The sequence below is a fragment of the Pseudomonas sp. Pseusp18 genome, from assembly GCF_059506005.1.
In genome coordinates this window covers 2,678,546-2,695,059 of the sequence record NZ_CP169240.1, presented here as the reverse complement: position 1 = coordinate 2,695,059, position 16,514 = coordinate 2,678,546, and the positions used below count along the sequence as shown (strand labels likewise).

The 16,514-nt window shown below is 57.4% G+C and carries 14 protein-coding genes; 8 read left to right on the top strand and 6 right to left on the bottom strand.

Annotation, left to right across the window (positions count from 1 at the left end; genetic code table 11):
* Window positions 1-281: 281 nt before the first annotated feature.
* From ACEN9A_RS12260 to ACEN9A_RS12240, 5 genes are all read right to left on the bottom strand, one after another.
* Window positions 282-2,258 (bottom strand): hypothetical protein, encoded by a 1,977-nt coding sequence (locus ACEN9A_RS12260; RefSeq protein ID WP_258673759.1) that lies wholly within the window; start codon window positions 2,256-2,258, stop codon window positions 282-284.
* 371 nt (window positions 2,259-2,629) lie between these two features.
* Window positions 2,630-4,201 (bottom strand): HNH endonuclease signature motif containing protein, encoded by a 1,572-nt coding sequence (locus ACEN9A_RS12255; RefSeq protein ID WP_258674240.1) that lies wholly within the window; start codon window positions 4,199-4,201, stop codon window positions 2,630-2,632.
* A gap of 495 nt (window positions 4,202-4,696) precedes the next feature.
* Window positions 4,697-5,131, bottom strand: coding sequence for a phage virion morphogenesis protein (locus ACEN9A_RS12250; RefSeq protein WP_258673758.1), 435 nt, complete (start codon window positions 5,129-5,131; stop codon window positions 4,697-4,699).
* Between the two features lie 250 nt (window positions 5,132-5,381).
* Complete coding sequence (locus ACEN9A_RS12245; protein WP_258673757.1) at window positions 5,382-6,122, bottom strand: IclR family transcriptional regulator; 741 nt, start codon at window positions 6,120-6,122, stop codon at window positions 5,382-5,384.
* Between the two features lie 61 nt (window positions 6,123-6,183).
* Window positions 6,184-7,146, bottom strand: coding sequence for a helix-turn-helix domain-containing protein (locus ACEN9A_RS12240; protein WP_258673756.1), 963 nt, complete (start codon window positions 7,144-7,146; stop codon window positions 6,184-6,186).
* A gap of 212 nt (window positions 7,147-7,358) precedes the next feature.
* Here ACEN9A_RS12240 and ACEN9A_RS12235 point away from each other — a divergent pair, with 212 nt between their 5' ends.
* The 3 genes from ACEN9A_RS12235 to ACEN9A_RS12225 all read left to right on the top strand — a co-directional run bounded on the left by ACEN9A_RS12235 (window position 7,359) and on the right by ACEN9A_RS12225 (window position 10,887).
* The gene (locus ACEN9A_RS12235) at window positions 7,359-8,735 is read left to right on the top strand and encodes an aspartate aminotransferase family protein (protein ID WP_258673755.1); all 1,377 of its coding nucleotides are present in this window, start codon (window positions 7,359-7,361) and stop codon (window positions 8,733-8,735) included.
* 33 nt (window positions 8,736-8,768) lie between these two features.
* Window positions 8,769-10,223 (top strand): aldehyde dehydrogenase family protein, encoded by a 1,455-nt coding sequence (locus tag ACEN9A_RS12230; protein ID WP_258673752.1) that lies wholly within the window; start codon window positions 8,769-8,771, stop codon window positions 10,221-10,223.
* 100 nt (window positions 10,224-10,323) lie between these two features.
* Window positions 10,324-10,887 (top strand): cytochrome b, encoded by a 564-nt coding sequence (locus tag ACEN9A_RS12225; protein ID WP_258674174.1) that lies wholly within the window; start codon window positions 10,324-10,326, stop codon window positions 10,885-10,887.
* A gap of 224 nt (window positions 10,888-11,111) precedes the next feature.
* Here ACEN9A_RS12225 and ACEN9A_RS12220 read toward each other — a convergent pair whose 3' ends face one another.
* A complete protein-coding gene (locus ACEN9A_RS12220; RefSeq protein WP_258673751.1) occupies window positions 11,112-12,449 on the bottom strand; it encodes an alginate export family protein in 1,338 nt (445 codons plus the stop codon).
* A gap of 241 nt (window positions 12,450-12,690) precedes the next feature.
* On the opposite strand from ACEN9A_RS12220, the gene ACEN9A_RS12215 reads away from it, so the two are divergent.
* The 5 genes from ACEN9A_RS12215 (at window position 12,691) to ACEN9A_RS12195 (ending at window position 16,496) form a co-directional block, all read left to right on the top strand.
* Entirely contained in the window at window positions 12,691-13,083 is a 393-nt protein-coding gene (locus ACEN9A_RS12215) for a DUF6152 family protein (protein WP_258673749.1), read from the top strand.
* An 82-nt stretch (window positions 13,084-13,165) separates the two neighbouring features.
* On the top strand, window positions 13,166-13,924 hold the full coding sequence (locus ACEN9A_RS12210; RefSeq protein WP_258673748.1) for a hypothetical protein: 759 nt from the start codon (window positions 13,166-13,168) through the stop codon (window positions 13,922-13,924).
* A gap of 33 nt (window positions 13,925-13,957) precedes the next feature.
* On the top strand, window positions 13,958-15,466 hold the full coding sequence (locus ACEN9A_RS12205) for an alpha/beta hydrolase domain-containing protein (RefSeq protein ID WP_258673746.1): 1,509 nt from the start codon (window positions 13,958-13,960) through the stop codon (window positions 15,464-15,466).
* Window positions 15,467-15,486: 20 nt separating this feature from the next.
* Window positions 15,487-15,975, top strand: coding sequence for a DUF6644 family protein (locus ACEN9A_RS12200; RefSeq protein WP_018927835.1), 489 nt, complete (start codon window positions 15,487-15,489; stop codon window positions 15,973-15,975).
* Between the two features lie 32 nt (window positions 15,976-16,007).
* A complete protein-coding gene (locus tag ACEN9A_RS12195) occupies window positions 16,008-16,496 on the top strand; it encodes a DUF6644 family protein (protein ID WP_018927834.1) in 489 nt (162 codons plus the stop codon).
* Window positions 16,497-16,514: the final 18 nt, after the last annotated feature.

The following is a 16,514-nucleotide window of genomic DNA, read 5'->3' as shown; positions in this document are numbered from 1 at the left end:
CGACCATAAGACGACGTGACTCGGGTTGTTGCTCGCGTCTCCTATGGCACAAGCATAAGCTCTTTACCTACCTTGCATTGCGCCAGAAGACGGGTAGTTCGCAGGTTAAGGTCTAGCCTTCGCTAGCCATTGGTCCGCTCATTATGTCACCTGCGAAGGTTATGCACCGAGTCGGTGGGGTTGGTCGATCGCTGCTAGCGTTAATGGCAACGATCGGCCAACGACCTACATCTCGGCATTGCAGCTACACCGAATCTCGCATCACCAGCCACTGCAGGAACTCACAGGTAGCGACTATGCCGTTCGATGAGCAACTGGCGATCATACATCTGCATGTACGGGAGCAGTGCCTGAAAGATTTGTTCGCGCTCATTTGCGCTGATCCAATCTCCGTTGCGACCGGTCGCTTCAAGCATGGCTCTCATCACGTAATCGGTGTTGTCACTGAGCGGAATAAAGTGAGCTTGTTTCAAAATATCGCTGATGGCTTCGCACAGGTCCTCATGGGTCTCTGCTGAGCTTATACCTAGGTTTGAGCGTATGTAGCCTGTGAACCCCTTACCGCCTTTGAGTAATAACAGCAGGGTTTGATACAAACCTGCCCGCTGGCATGCCGTAAACCAAGCGCGCTCGCTTCGATCACTATTGTAAAATTGCTGAAGCGTCTCCAATGTTTCCACGACTCCCAGCTTTCGGAACCTCTCTGCCTCTACCAACGGCATGCTCCGCACATCGGTGTAAGCATCTGCGCTGTTCCAAAACTGGGTGACGCGAGTCATCTCTGCGCGTGTTGCGAACGGGTGTAGCCAGTTTCGCCAATATCCTCCCATCCGACCTGCCCGCCAATGCCCCACTGCAGGTAACAACTCGTTGATGAGCCACCGATAGGTCTCCATACACGACCACCGGGTTTCACTATAAGCACGATAATTAGTAGGCGGCTCCCATAGGATTGCAATCTGATCCGTGCTGCAAAGATCCTCAATGACAGCTCCAAAGATAACTCCATGGTAGCCCGTGCTTGAAACCGGCATTAGTCTATTCGACGCATTGTGGAACATATGCCATTGAGAGCTGCCATTATTGGTGTCATGAGCATTGGCGAACTCAAGCATTAGCTCCCATACCCAAGCATCGACTTTGCAAAGTGCGACTCGCGTACCCAGCCATTTGACGAATGGAAAGTTTCGCGCCTCCCATTGCGTCTCGACATGGTTCAGGCTTTGTATGTAGTGTTTTGAGAACTCGTCCGCAGCATTGACCACCTCTTGGGCTGCTGTTTCAGGAAGGAGGAACCGGCAGTTCTTTAAGTCGATTATGTGGTTGTTAGGTTCTTGACTGGTTAGGCCTTGAAAAAAAGGGCGACATGTCGTCAGCAGAGGTTCGCCGTCATTGCCTAATAAGTTGTTCAGTAGCCAAGGTTGGTCCAGTACCACCATCACACCTTCAGTATCCAGCATGGTGATCGAAATAATAGCCGAGCCCGGATAGTCCTCAGGCGTGGGGAGCATGGCTGAGACATCGACCAACGGTTTTCTCAAGGACCAATACCGACCGATTGTGCTGCGAATTGTCAGGTCTTCCTTCTCAAACGCTCCGCTATCCAGAAACTCATGCGCCATTGCTGAAATTTCTGCTCTAGGGTCTCTGATCGCTTTGAGCAGCGCGTCATGAAAGCCCACTTTTTGCATCCACTGATTGCAGAACTGATCGACATGCGGACCGGAGAAAAAACGAGTGAGCACGTCTGGGGCGTTTTTGAGCTTTTCGGTCAGGTGTTCCGCTGTCCATAAATCCGCCTCGATTCCATGCGTCGATAATTTTCGCTTGGCCGCAATCCAAGCTCGGTCAAGAGAACGGATAGTGCTTTGAGCCAGGATCAGAGTGAAGCGTTCTGCAGATTCCGCCCACTCGCCAGCTAGGAAACGGTCCACCGCTATGGTCAGATCGCGGCCAGTGAAATTTCGCCAACACTTACATTCAAATACCGACAAACGATCCTTGTTTAGAAGCTCAAATGCGAATAAATCAATGCCATGTTGGGAGACGCTACCTTTGTTACCTAGTCGCTGACAGCCGGTAAGAGAGTGGTCTTTTTGTAGCAGCCACCAGCACATCTGCTCGAATGGCTCGGGGTACATGTCCTCGAACCGCAGCGCATTGGTTGTCTTGGGCGGTACGTATTGTTGCGCAGTAATCGGAGCGTCAGCATTTAGATGTTCGCCCCACTCCTGTGGAAATCGTTCGTGATTGCTCATGGGACCTGGATCGTTCGTGTAAAGGTTAAGGGAACCACGCACGCACGCGTGGGAGCAAGCCAACCCTTTACAGTTACTGCTCCAGCCTCATGGACCGTGGTGTGGCGGATAGCTGTCTTTCGTCGAGAGCCGCTACTGATCCAAAGAAGCAGTCAATCACAGAAATTGCCAACACGAAGCCGCCGCCCACGTTACATCGCTCTTTATTTAGCGCATGTAAAAAAGCGGGGAGCTTGCTCCACTAATGGGCAGCAAACCTCCTCGCTTATTTTTTAACTCTGGCTCCCTCACGCCTCAATTAGGTTTAATAATGTTTTTTGTACTTATATCAAGTAGCACTCAGAGATCATCTCTGTGCTTGCAAGTTTAGATTATTTATATTGTCTCCAGTTATGATGGCGACTAAACTTTTGGGAGACTCGTCCCTCTCCATTGCATGGTATGCAATCATTTGCATGATAACGTCCTTCGCCCTTGCATAGCTGGCACTCTACCGATTCGTATCTTGACCAATCATGATCATAGTAAAAGCCCTCGGTTACTTGGCCTTCACCACCGCACGGTGGACAATCATCACCATCATGCTGACCAGTGCCATCACAGAGCTTACACGTGACCGAATCATACTTTGACCAATCGTGGTAATCGTAAAAGCCCTGAGAGACTTGGCCTTCACCAAGGCATGGCGGACAATAATCACCATCATGTTTCCCACTACCATCACAGAGCTTACACGTGACCGAATCATACTTTGACCAATCGTGGTAATCGTAAAAGCCCTGAGAGACTTGGCCTTCACCACCGCACGGTGGACAATCATCGCCATCATGCTGACCACTGCCATCACAGAGCTTACACGTGACCAGATCATACTTTGACCAATCGTGGTAATCGTAAAAACCCTGAGAGACTTGGCCTTCACCGCCACAGGGCGGACAATCATCGCCATTATGCCGACCACTGCCATCACAAAGCTTGCACGTAACTAAATCGTACATGGACCAATCGTGATGGTCGTAATAATTCTGAGAGACCTGCCCCTCAGCGCCACATGCCGGACAATCCGCACCACCGTTCGTGCCAGCCCCACTACATAACCGGCAGTCAACCAATTTATAGGCAGATAGATCAATTCGATCCTTAATTTCTGCATCTATCTCTCCATCGCCTAAACATACGGGGCACGGATCGTAAAAACTGGTTGCGCCGTGCCCCTCACAGAGTGGACATATGTGCTCTTGATTTTGTTCTATGTATGAATCAATTGCAACACTTACGGATTCTGAACTGGTAAAGTTGGCATGATCGACTTCAGTAACCGAATAAGCTTCTGTAGATGTCGCAATCTTGTCCAAGGTGCTTTTGAATTCATCATCAGGTATGATGTTACGAACAATCTCATGAATCCCCAACAATGACTTGGCGGAGTTAAGGCCTGCAAGATATGACCCGATCAGATTTCCCTGAAGCTTCCACAACTGCCGCTGAAATATCTTTAAAGCGCCCTTGAGTATTAGAACTTCTTCCCTGTCGATGTTTGCGGGAATTCGAGCATTGTCATATTCCGTATGATGATCAGGGCAAAGAAATATTAGATTTTTGGGATGATTGCAGTGGGTGGCGGAGACGCAATCAATATGCGCAATTTCGCCGTGACTCTTGTTGCATACCGGGCAAGAGCTTCGTGCTTCGTGCCTAATTTCACGCTTTATTCCTTCTGGAATATGTGGTCTTTGTCCTTTATCAGTTTTTGGCCACTTACCTTCCATCTTTTGATTTAACCTAGCGAGCTCGTCTTGGTCGTAGTAATAGACCTCATCGCGTTCCTCATAGCTTATTTTGGTTCTATCAAGGATTCCATTTGAAGTGATCCATCGCAAAAGAGTCGGCGACAGATCAAATTTCAAAGCTGCTTCATACTCGTTAATAAAATTTTTCTTCATTTTAGAAACCACTGATATCGTTAGGTTGGCACTTTATGAGGAGGGCGGAGGGTAAACATCGCGATATATAAGAAAGCTCAGGCCGTGTAACTCTTTGACTGTGTTTGGCAAGTGATGCTTTTATTAAGAACATTGGGGCGTTCAAAGGTGATGCGAGCAAATGGCAGCAGCACACCATGTTGGTAACTCCCTTTAGCTAGATATTCGTCGATGTACAGCCACCGCCGCTGCCCAGGATCATGGGTTTTCCTCAGCGATTTTGATCAGGTAGTTGCCCATTCGTCATAGCGGTCAGGAAATTTAGAAACACGTCCGAATTTACATGCTCAATGCTCTTCGGAACGTTTTTTCATAAAATAGATGAGCCATTTTTAATCCCGACATCCATGATATGGCGAGTGGCCATAGCCTACCCTACGTCGCAAATTTGGGGAATTTTCTTGAGTCGAGGCTAAACACCTTTGGTAGCGACTTCCAGGTGGGCTAATGCTAAATCTAGGATGACCTTTTCCGCTTCAGGTTGCAGGTTGCTTTCAGCATCCATGGGCAAATACGGTCGGCCCGGGACATCCCCCACAGCTGCGAAAAATCAGCTTGATCCCCACCGAACTGTATCATCGCCGCATAGGGCTTGTTGCTACCCACCAGCGCCGAGCTGTCGGTGGCCTGGGTGGTGCTTGAGGCGGCTAAGCCGGCGGCGCTGACTTGCAGAATCTTGCCAGTCCAGTGACCGTTGTTGGCTCGGCGTTCGGTGGTGGTGTCGAAGAGTTCGAGCGAACGCGGGCGTCCTTCGTGTTCGAAGTTTTCTTCGGTTTGACTGGCGAGCTCGGCGGCCAGACTGTGCATGAGTGGCGTGAGGTCGCCGATGGTCCTTTCCACTTGGTTTAGGGTTTGGTGCAGGTGTTGGTGCTCTAGTTGGATGGTGAACATGGGATGCCTTCCATTTTGGGTTTGCGGTGCGTCACAGGCAGCATTGGGGGCTGAGTTTGGGGCTGCTGTGCAGCCCGGCGGGAGCAAGCTCCCTCGCCACGGGTGGTGCAACGGTATTGCACCGGCTGTCCCAATTTGTGCCAGCCTATCCCGGAATGGACCGGATTTATCTCGCTTACTCGCTGGGATTTATCTCAGGCCTGAACAGTGAGCGTTGCGTTTTTTTTGGGCCGCCACCCGCCCTCTCACCTCACTGCAAGGCGATACGCGCCGTCAGTTCCGATGCCGCGCCGGTCACCAGGTCACACAGGTAGCTCTGCTGAAACGCACGGAACCGCTCACTGCGCCCAACCAGGGTCATGCTCCCGAGGACTCGCTGCTTTTCGTCGAAGATCGGCGCCGCGACGCCACTACGCCCCGGGTGCAGTTCGTTTTCGCTGATACAGTAGCCCTGTTTGCGGATGGCGAGCAGGTTCTTGGTGAACGGCTTCCACTCCAGCCCCAGATGCAGCAATTCGGATGGGTTCGCGTGAGCATCGTAGATGCGTCGGATCTGGCGCGGCAGCAGATAAGCCAATACGACCCGGGAGGTCGCGCTGTGAAAAAGATCGATCGGCCGCCCCCTGTCACCACCGACCGGTCCGGCATCGGAGCCACGATGGATCAACACGTTGACCACTGAGTCGCCATGCCACTCGCTGACCAGCGCATCCAGGCCGGTATCGGCGACCAGTTTGTCGGCCAGGTCCCGGCTGCATGCCAACAACGGGTCGTAGTTCGCCATCTGATGCTCCAGCGTGACGATTCGCGGGCCGAGTGCATAACCGCGCGGCAATCGCTTCAAAAAGCCCGCGTCGCCGAGTTCGCGCAGATAACGATAGGCGGTGGCGGGCGTATAGCCGAGCTCCTGGCAAACGATGTCTACATCGATCACCGGCTGTTCCGGGCGGAACAGGTCGAAGACCATGAGCAGGCGGCGAAGGCTATTCATCTTTTTCTACATCCTTGTGGAGTCGACAGTCACCCCGCCGCTGAATGCAGCGGGCTGCTGTTCAGGCACGAGCGCAAACGGTGATGGCTGCGCGCGCGGTATGGGACGGCAACTCTGCGAACAGCTCCTGGTACTCCGCCGCAAAATGGCTGAGGTGATAGAAGCCCCATTGGGCAGCGGCATCGCCGATCGAGAGATGCGACGCGCGGGTGGACATCAAGGTTCGGCGTACACCGTTGAGCCTCACGGAGCGCAAGTAGTTCAGCGGCGTCGTCTCGGCAACCGAACGGAAGCTGTTCTGCACGGTACGCCGACTCACGTGGAGTCGCTGGCACAACTCGTCCACGCTGGGCACGTTCATCATCTCCGCCGTCGCCAGGCGGTGGCATTTCTCGACAATGAAGCTGCGTGTGGAGCTTGGGCTGCGCTGGTGCTTGTCGCAGGCCGGGTCGGTCATGAGTTGCAGCAACTCGCCGAGCATGGCCTGTTCCAGTTCCAGCTCGCGCGCGCTGTCGAGTTCTTCGTTCACCAGGGCCTGGGAGAACAGCGCCAGCAATCGGCGGCGAGCATCTGCAAAGCGCGGCGCGGAAACCCTGATCACCGGCTGACGCAGCAACAGACTGACCTCCTGAGCCGACGCCGTTTGCGCCAACGCCTGCTCGAACAATTCACGTTCGAAGGTAATGGACAGCAGCTCCATGCCTGTCGGCATATGGAACATGAACTCCTCGCCACCGTGAAGAAAGAACAGGCTGCTGTCGTCCACCTCCCGCCCCTGCATCCGAATCGAACCCGGGACGGTGATCGGCACGGCAAAGCACATCTTGCCTCGGGGTGCCACGCCGTGCTGCACGACACGCTGGTTGATCTGCTCGCGAAATACGTGGCAACGCGCAGTCGTCAACTGCATCAGCGAACTCTCGGTCGAGCCGGCGGTTAACTGGCTGTAGTCCTGGCTCCACTCCTGGACGGTGGCTGCATGGACATGGATGTCTCGAAAATGGCTGATACTCTGATTCTTCATGATGTACGGAAGCCTCTGCCAATATTCTTGTTTTTAGACCGCCATCCTATGCGCTATTTGCACATAGTGGAAATCCTGCAAATTCCTTGAGCAATTGTCAATTCGCTGGAACTTGCATTCGGGGCGGTCCACTCATGTGCCGATTCGGGATACCGGCCAGGGACACACAACGAGGATGATCGGCACACAGAAACCGACATCCAGAGGTCGTCATGAGTGAAGCCAAATTAGAATCCCTGCACTTCGCGGATGCTCCGCGGATTACATCCAGCACACTACCCGGCCCCAGGACCAGCGAAGCCCTGGCGTTGTCGGCACGTACCGAGTCGATGGCGCGCGGCGGCGGACGCATGCCTGTGGCCATGGACCGCGCCTTCGGCGCGACCTTCAAGGACCCCGATGGCAACACCTACATCGATTTGTCCGCCGGCGTGGGCGTCAGCAGCGTAGGCCGCTGCCACCCGAAAGTGGTGCAGGCCATCCGCGAACAGTCCGAAGTGCTGATGCATGCCCTGGAAGTCAACAGCACCCGACGCACCGAACTGGCAGCCAAGCTGTCCGAGATCGCGCCCGACGGCTTGCGTGGCGACTGCATCACCTTCTTCACGCAAAGCGGCAGCGATGCGCTGGAGGCCGCCATCAAGTTCGCCAAACGCATCACCGGGCGGCACCAGATCATCGCCTTCCACGGTGGCTACCACGGCGTATGGAACGCCTCGGGTTCCCTGACGACAGGCACGAACTACCGCAAGGGCTACGGCGCGCAGATGGGTGGCGTCATTCACGCCCCCTACCCTTATGCCTACCGTTTTCCCTTCGACACCACTCACAAAAGCGCCGAGCAGATCGCCGGCGAGTACGTGGACTACCTGCTGAACACCCCCTACACCGCCGCCGATGACGTGGCCGCCGTGATCGTCGAACCGGTGCAGGGCGAAGGTGGCTACGTGCCCCCTTCACCAGAATTCCTGAAGCTGTTGCGCAAGGCATGCGACCGTAGCGGTACGCTGCTGATCGTCGATGAAGTGCAGTCCGGCGCTGGGCGCACCGGCAAGATGTGGGCAGTCGAGCACTCGGGTGTGAAGCCAGACATGCTCACCTTCGGCAAGGGTATCGGCAGCGATCTGCCGATGGCCGGCCTGATCATGCGTTCGGACCTGGCGGCCGCGATTCCTGACGGATCAATGCCCAATACCTTCGCCGCCAACTCGTTGTCCGCAGCAGTGGCGCTGACCAACATCAGCATCCTGCAGGACCCGGAGCTCGATCTGCTCAACCGCGCTCACACGCTGGGGCTGGACGCGCAGGAATATATCCGTGGTTTCGACAGCCCGTTCGTTGGTGAAGTACGCGGTCGCGGCCTGATGATCGGTATCGAGCTGGTCGAAGACCCAGCCACCAAGGCCCCCCTGGCGCCGGAAAAGATCGGCCAGCTCATGGGCTACTTGCTGAACCACGGCGTGCTGATGATTCCCTGCGGTCGCTACAGCAACGTGATGCGTGTCATGCCCTCGCTGACGATCTCACGCTCGCTGTTCTTCAAGGCACTGGACATCTTCGGCGATGCCCTGGCTTCCCTCAAGGCATGACCTGACCACTGCACATCACTCATGGATCCCAAAATGACTGAGCACATGAATCACTTCATCGAAGGCGCGTCCTTCGAAGCTTCCGACGGCCGTCGCATAAACCTCGTCAACCCCGTGACAGAACAGGTGTACGGTAGCTCCGCACGCGGCACGGCTGAGGACGTGGACCGTGCCGTGAACGCGGCGCGCACCCAACTTGAGCATGGCATCTGGAGCCAGCTCGACGGCGCCCAGCGCGGTCGACTGCTGTCGAAACTGGCTGACCTGGTAGAGCGCGACAGCGAATTGCTGGCCGATCTGGACGCCAACGCCATCGGTCGCTCACCCATCGAACCGCGCCGGATGGACTTGCCCAACGCGATCGCCAACCTGCGTGCCGCCGCCGGCTGGGCCAACCAGCTCGAAGGTCGCACCATTCCCACCGGTGGTTACTTCGGCAACAAGACCCTCTCGTACACGGTACGGGAACCGGTGGGCGTGGTCGGTGCCATCGTTCCCTGGAACTCACCGTTGATGATCACGGTCTGGAAGCTCGCCGCTTTGCTGGCAGCAGGCTGCACCGTGGTCATCAAGCCTTCGGAGGAGACGCCGCAGTCTGCCCTGCACCTGGCGGCGCTGGCTCAGGAAGCGGGCTTCCCTGACGGCGTGATCAACGTAGTCACCGGCTACGGCGAGGAAGTGGGTCGCGCCTTGTGCGAACACCCTCACGTCGCCAAGATCAGCTTCACCGGCAGCCCCGAGGCCGGACGCGAAATCCAGCGCACTGCCGGTGTGCTGTTCAAGCGCGTGGCACTGGAACTGGGCGGCAAGAGCCCACAAATTGTCTTCGACGATGCCTCTTTCGAGGACGCGCTGCGCGGCTGTGCACTCGGCCTGTTCGCCAACCAGGGCCAGGTCTGTGCAGCCGGCTCGCGCATCCTGGTACAACGCAGCATCGCCGATCGCTTCGCCGCGGCGCTTGCCGATGCCGCGCGAGCAGTCAAGGTGGGCGACCCTCGGCAGCCCGGCGTACAGATGGGACCGGTGGCCAAGAAAGCGCAATTCGATCGCGTTAACCGTTACATCCAACTGGGCATCGACCAAGGCGCCTCGCTACTGGCCGGCGGTGTATCGAACCCTGAGCAGGGCTGGTTTGTCCGGCCGACCATCTTCGCCAACGCCCGCAACGACATGGCGATCGCCCAAGACGAGATCTTCGGCCCTGTCGGCACGGTGATCACGTTCGACAGCGAAGATGAGGCTATCGCACTGGCCAACGATTCCACATACGGTCTCGCGGCCACGGTCTGGACGACCGACCTGGTGCGCGCGCACCGCGTAGCCGCTGCGGTGAAGGCCGGTGCCGTGGGTATCAACTGCTGGAGCCCGCTGGACGCCAACCTGCCCTGGGGCGGAGTCAAGACCAGCGGCATTGGACGCGAAGGAGGGATTAGCGGCGCGTTGGCCTATACCGAGGAGAAGGTCATCACCGTGCTGCTGCCTGCCTGAGAACAAATCCCTGCACTGACGGAACCACCCCCGAAGCCTTGTGCCCTAACAGCTGAAAGGTGCGTCCTTGATGCCTTTGATGCTCAATGGAGAGACTGCAATGAACCCGATAAATCAAGAGACAATCGATCGGTATCCGACGTCCCTGCGGATTTTGCACTGGGTGCGCGCCGTGCTCATTGCAGGCCTCCTCTGGGCAGGCTGGCATATGACCGGTCTGAATGACGAAGTGGCGAGCAAGTACGAGCTCTATTACCCGTGGCACAAATCCTTTGGGGTGTTGGCGTTCCTGGTGGTCCTGACGCAGGTCGCCCTGCGTTTTCGGACCCCCGGGCTTCCGCAGCCGCTGGAAACGCTGGCGACGTATGAAAGGTTCCTGTCAAAGCTTACGCAGCGTGTCATGTATGCGCTGATCGTGATCGTGCCGTTGATGGGGTATTCAATGTCGAGCACCTACACGATGAGTGACGGGGTGTTCTTTTTTGGGGTCAACCTGCCGGAGCTCCTGCCGAAAAATGACAATTGGTTCGTCGTCTTCCAATGGCTGCACAAGGTGCTCGCCTACACCCTGCTCGGACTGATCCTGTTGCATGTCGCGGGCGCCCTGAAACACCGGTTTTACGACCGGGACCCTCAAAATGACGTCCTGCGCCGCATGCTGTGACTTGATGGGGCGTGGACGCAAAGACGTCCACGCCTTCATGGCTCTGAGCGGAAGGGTCCGGTAAAGTCCGCCGGCTTGACGCGTAACCCATCCTCCTGCAACAAATCCCCCTCCTTGATCGCCAGTTGCCTGGCAGCCTCTCATCGGGAATGCGCCACTGCTAGTGGCGCCCCCTGGTCAAGATTCCTGCAACAAACCTTCGTCATTACGGCGCGAGCAGCGACTCAGAAAGTCACCCACACGATGAACTGGAAGTAAGTGTTCGTTGATGCGCTCCCGCTCTGCTGGCCACCGTCCCCGAGCCATTTCTCAGGCTTGTAGAAGCCGACCAGCGGCGAGAGTGTGACGTTATCCGTCACCATCCAGTCCAGAAAAAGGTCGACCTCGCGGGCAGTGAAGTCTTTCTCATGCCGACGGGAGAGCTGGTGGTAGTTGAAGGCCATTGCGTTTAGGGTCAATTTCTCGGACGGCTTGACGGAGAGGAGTACGTCGTTGATCGCCATGTTCGAGGTCACTGAACCTGCGTAATTCGCGGCGATTTCACCCTGGTATCGCTTGCGAAAACCTCCCTGGAACAGAAAGTCGTAGCCTTCGGAATAGCGCGAATATCGATAGCTCACCGTCGGTTGCCATTGGGTGTCGGCGAAGGTGTAGCCCGCGTCGAAGAACATCGCCCGTTGTGAGCCCGAACGTTTTTCCTGACGTGCCACCTCGAATGCAAAGTCGGCATTCTCGATCCCGGCATTGCCCTGCCCACGAATGCTGTAGATGTTCATGCCCTTGCGCTCAAGCCGATCACCAAAGGCAAATCGCTCTTCAACATCGAGGCCGTGCACGTACGTCGAACCGATCGAGCCGATGGGCGTGGTGTAGTCGAGGGTGGCGGCCGCCACTTCAGTCTTCGACTGCCCGGGGTTATCGGATTTGAGCCATATCAGGCTACCGTGAAGGCCCTGCGTACCACCCAGTTTCAAGACTGCCGTATTCCCGAACGCCAACCGCGGGCCAAGGTAAAAGGCACCGCCACGATTGAACCGGCCATCCGTGACGCCCTCGATTGGGTTGAAAGCCTTCCCGGGGTTGAACCCGTCATCAGTGATCAGGAAGCCATCCACCGTAACGAGCTGGCGGCCAAAAGAGAAATCAACGCCGTCCTTGCCCAGTGCAGGAATCAGATCGCCGGACTTCCAGCCTAGGTAGGCGTCTTCCACAGCCGTTCTTCTTTCATCCCCGGCGGTGTTCCCACCCGCGTCCCCATCGCCCCATGTCCCCGTGCTGATCCAGCTGAGTCCGCCATAGATCGAGCCGGCATTGATCTTGTCCGTCGTGCCGTTGAGACCGTACTTGGCGAAGCCTTCTTGCCACCGCATTCGGCCGGGCTCCCTCTGCGGGTCGCCGATGTAGTTCTTCTCGCTGCCGAACCAGCCGAACCCCGCCCAAAGGTCGGCGTTCAGGACAGTGCCACCCTCGTCTTCGTTATAGAGCTGGTAGGCGTGCGCCTGCGGCTCAAACGTGCAGAGTGCAACCAGCGAAAGTAATGGGGCGTAATTGGCGGTGCGCATGACGTCTCTCCTGTTTTTATATTTATGAGGCGAGCCGCGAGTGTTCCGGCTTGGGTTGCGCGAGCGGTAACCCAAATCAGCACTTGCAAGGGGCTGACCGCCCCATCCCCCTTCGCGCGATACCTCCCCCGCTGCAAAACGTCCTCAGCGCCTTGAATGGTTGCCGTTTTGGGCTACGGCCTCTGAACGCAACGCCCCTATGCTGGGCCCCATAAGAATCATAAGAACCGAGGCACCCGTCATGACCCCTTTGTCACCCTCCCCGCTGTTGCGTCAGGGGCTTTGTCTTCTGACGCTCATCGCCTGCAGTGCCCTGCCGACTGTTGCCAGTGCCCACCATTCGTTCGCGCTTTTCGACCAGACCCAGACGATCACGATCAAGGGTGTCGTCGAGCGCTTTGCCTGGACCAATCCTCACATCACGATTTACCTCGATACACCCGGCCCGCCGGCCCAGCGATTCAAGATCGAGACAGGCAGCGTCAACGCGTTGCAGCGCACTGGCTGGAGCGCTGACTCGATCAAGGCCGGCGAGAGCGCCGAGGTGTCCTTCAAACCGCTGAAAAACGGTGAGCCGGGAGGGCTGCTCGTGGAGATCAAGATCGGTGACGTCGTGCTTTCGGGCGGCGGATGAGAGACGTCCCACCCCGCCTTCATGACGACCGAACTGAACAGACCAGCAGCGTGGAGACGTTTCAATGAGACCGACACGAATCTTGAACACGGCAGTGATTTTCCTGGGCGTCGCGCTCGTCGCCGGGATGTGCAACGCCGCAACACCTACGAAACCCCAAAACGATAAACACAACATCGGCACACGCCCCGACATCAGCGGCACCTGGGAAAGAACCCCGGACGACTGGTTCGGTGAGAACCCGGATGATCCGGTGCACCCCGGCGGACCGATGGACCTGAAGGCACCCTATGCCGACGAATACGCCGCGCTGAAGAAGAGACAAGCCGTGGCGAACGAGGCCGGAACGCCGTTGGCCACAACGAGCTCCAGATGCCTGCCCGAGGGAATGCCAACGTTGATGGCGGCGCTCTTCCCGATCCAGATCATTCACGACGACAAGCAAGTGATCGTCCTCGGCGAGTATCTCCAGCAGGTACGCCGGATTCTCCTGAACCAGGCGATGCCTGCGAAAGAGAAGCTGGACCCTAAATATCAAGGCCACTCGCGCGGCCACTGGGAAGGCGACACGCTCGTCGTGGAGACACAGCGCGTGCGAACGGACGTGAGCTTCTACGACGTTCCGCACGGTCAGGATATGAAGATCACCGAACGCATCAGGCTGAAGGGGCCGGATCACTTGGAAAACCAGGTCGTGATCGAGGATCCGCAGGTGCTCAACACCCCATATCGCTTCACGTTCGACTACAAGCGCTCCAACTACGCCATTCAAGAGTACGTCTGCGAGAACAACCAGATCGTGATCGACAGCGAGGGCAAGGCATCCCTCAGCCGCGAGTGAAGCCCCCATCAATAATCACCAGGAGGTGACCGGATGGAACGACTGACAACCATCAGCATCCTGCGGCCGACGCTGCAAAGCGCCCTGCTGTTGCTGATCCTCACGTCGAACACGTTCGCAGAGGTGCCGCTCATGCCCACGGCCATCGCGGTGCCGCCCTCCGGCAAGCCACCGCTCTCGTCGGCGAAACGCCCGGGCACCGAATACAGCGACCTGGACAAGTACGGCTACGTCGAGGAGGAGTTTTACCTGCAAGGCGTCGCCCCAGCCATTACCGCCTCGGGCAAAACCCTGTTGGAGGCGCCTTACACCACCCGCATTCTGGTGCGCAAACCGGCTGACCCCGCGCGCTTCAATGGCACGGTCGTGATCGAGCCGTTCAGCTGGTTCGGCGAGCGCGCTGCGGGATGGATCCTGACTCGCGACTACTTGCTGCGCCGCGGCTACGCGTACGTCGGCTACACGCTGAATGTGAACAAGCCGCCAGTCGATCCCAAGTTCATCTCGGACTCCCCGGCTGCCGAGGCCGAGCAGATCGCTCAATACGGACGGATCGTGAACTTCGAGTTCATGCGCCGCTTCGACTTTGCACGCTACGCGCCGCTGGGCAGCTATTACGACCCGGAACACTTCACCCGCGGTGAAGCTCCCGATCCGTTCGCTCCACAGTCCCAGGGCATCGGGGCGCAACTGGCGTTGCTGCTGAAAACCAATGCAGCGCAAAGCCCGTTGGCAGGTCTCGACGTTAAACGCATCTACGTCAATAGCTGGGCCGTGACCGCGCAAGTCTGGATGGACTACCTCGACCAGGGCCGGCACCAGCAATGGCGTATGCCCGACGCAAGGCCGCTGATCGATGCCTACATGACCGGCCGCATGGCCTACGGAGAAGTGGGCGGCGACGTCATCCGGGTGCCGCGCCATACGCCCGATGGCGTGCCGTTCGTGACCGTCTACAGCCAGTCCGAACTGATGCACGACGTGATCGAAGGCATCAACCTGCCGCCGGACACCGACAGCCCGCAGGTTCGTTACTACGAAGTGACCGGCATGCCGCATCTGCGGCTGGCCGATCTCGGTACGGAGCATACCGAACAGCTTGCTGCCGACATCGGCAAGGGCGACGACCCACGGTGCCGGACGCTGTACGACGAACCGGCGGAGCTGGTCGTCTCGGCGCTTCTGGATCGCATGGACCAATGGGTACGCAAGGGCAAACCCATGCCCAATGCTCCGAGGGTCGCCCGCGATGGCAAGACCGCCGCACGCGACCCTGTTACCGGAAACCTGCAAGGGGGCGTACGCCCGCCGTGGATCCAGGTGCCCAGTGCGACCTACCTCACGGATCAGGAGACCGGCTGCGGACTGATCTACGACACCAAGGTGCCTTACTCCAGGGACGTCCTTGGCCAGCGTTATGGAAGCTTCAGCAACTACGAACAGAAATTCGAAGACGCCAAGGCCCTTTCGATCAAGGAAGGCTACCTACTGCCGGAGGATGCGGCGGGCCTGCGTTCGATCGCAACGCCTCAAGACTTCTAACCCATTGGGAAGAACAGCAAATGTCATCATCACTCATCATTGCCTGGATCTATGCGTCACCTTTGAGCACAGCCATCCGGGACATTCTCTGGATCATACCCACCGTCCAGAGCATTCATATCCTCGCTATCACAGTGCTCTTCGGCTCTGCGGTCATCTCCGATCTTCGGCTGGCGGGTGTGTTCGCCACGGACGAGCCCTTGCGTGGCGTCGTTCGCCGGTACTACCCGTGGATGCGCAATGCGCTCCTCGTCCTGCTCTTCACCGGGTTGATCATGATCATCGCCGAGCCTGATCGCGTACTCGTCAACTCGACCTTCTGGCTGAAGATGGCCCTGGTCGTGAGTGCGTTCACGCTGACCTTGCTTTTACGGCGCCCCCTTCTGCGCCCTGCCGACGATGCACAACGTGATGGCAAGCCTCCTCTTGTCAAGGCGCTAGCCTGGCTGTCGATCGGCTTGTGGTGCGTCGTCATCATCTGTGGTCGCTGGATCGCCTACGCGATCTAAGCGTTTTCAACGAAAGCTCCCAGGTATTCGCCATGGACATTCAACCAACACTACAAGCCCTCCAGGACACCTCTGTCGCCACCTTCATCCGAGAGTCGGGCTCCGCCTTTCCAACCCTTGAATCGGTGCATGTGATCGGCATCGCTCTTGTGTTCGGGACCATCGCCGTCGTCGATTTGCGTCTGCTCGGCGTTGCCTCCCATCGCCGCAGCGCGCTACGGCTGATAAAAGATTTGCTGCCGTTCACCTGGGTCGCTTTCGTGGCTTGCGTGATCACCGGCCTGCTCATGTTCGCCGCCAATGCCACGACCTATGCCGAGAACACCGCATTCTTGTGCAAGATGGGCGTGTTACTGCTGGCGGGGCTCAACATGGGGGTATTCCATTTGGGCGTCTTTCGCCGCATTGCCGAATGGGACACAACGCTAACGCCTCCCAGCCAGGCGCGTGTCGCGGGGTTCAGTTCGTTGGCATTGTGGGCGGGCGTGGTGTTCCTCGGCCGCTGGATCGCGTTTCTCTGATGGCTCGTCTATCGCCGC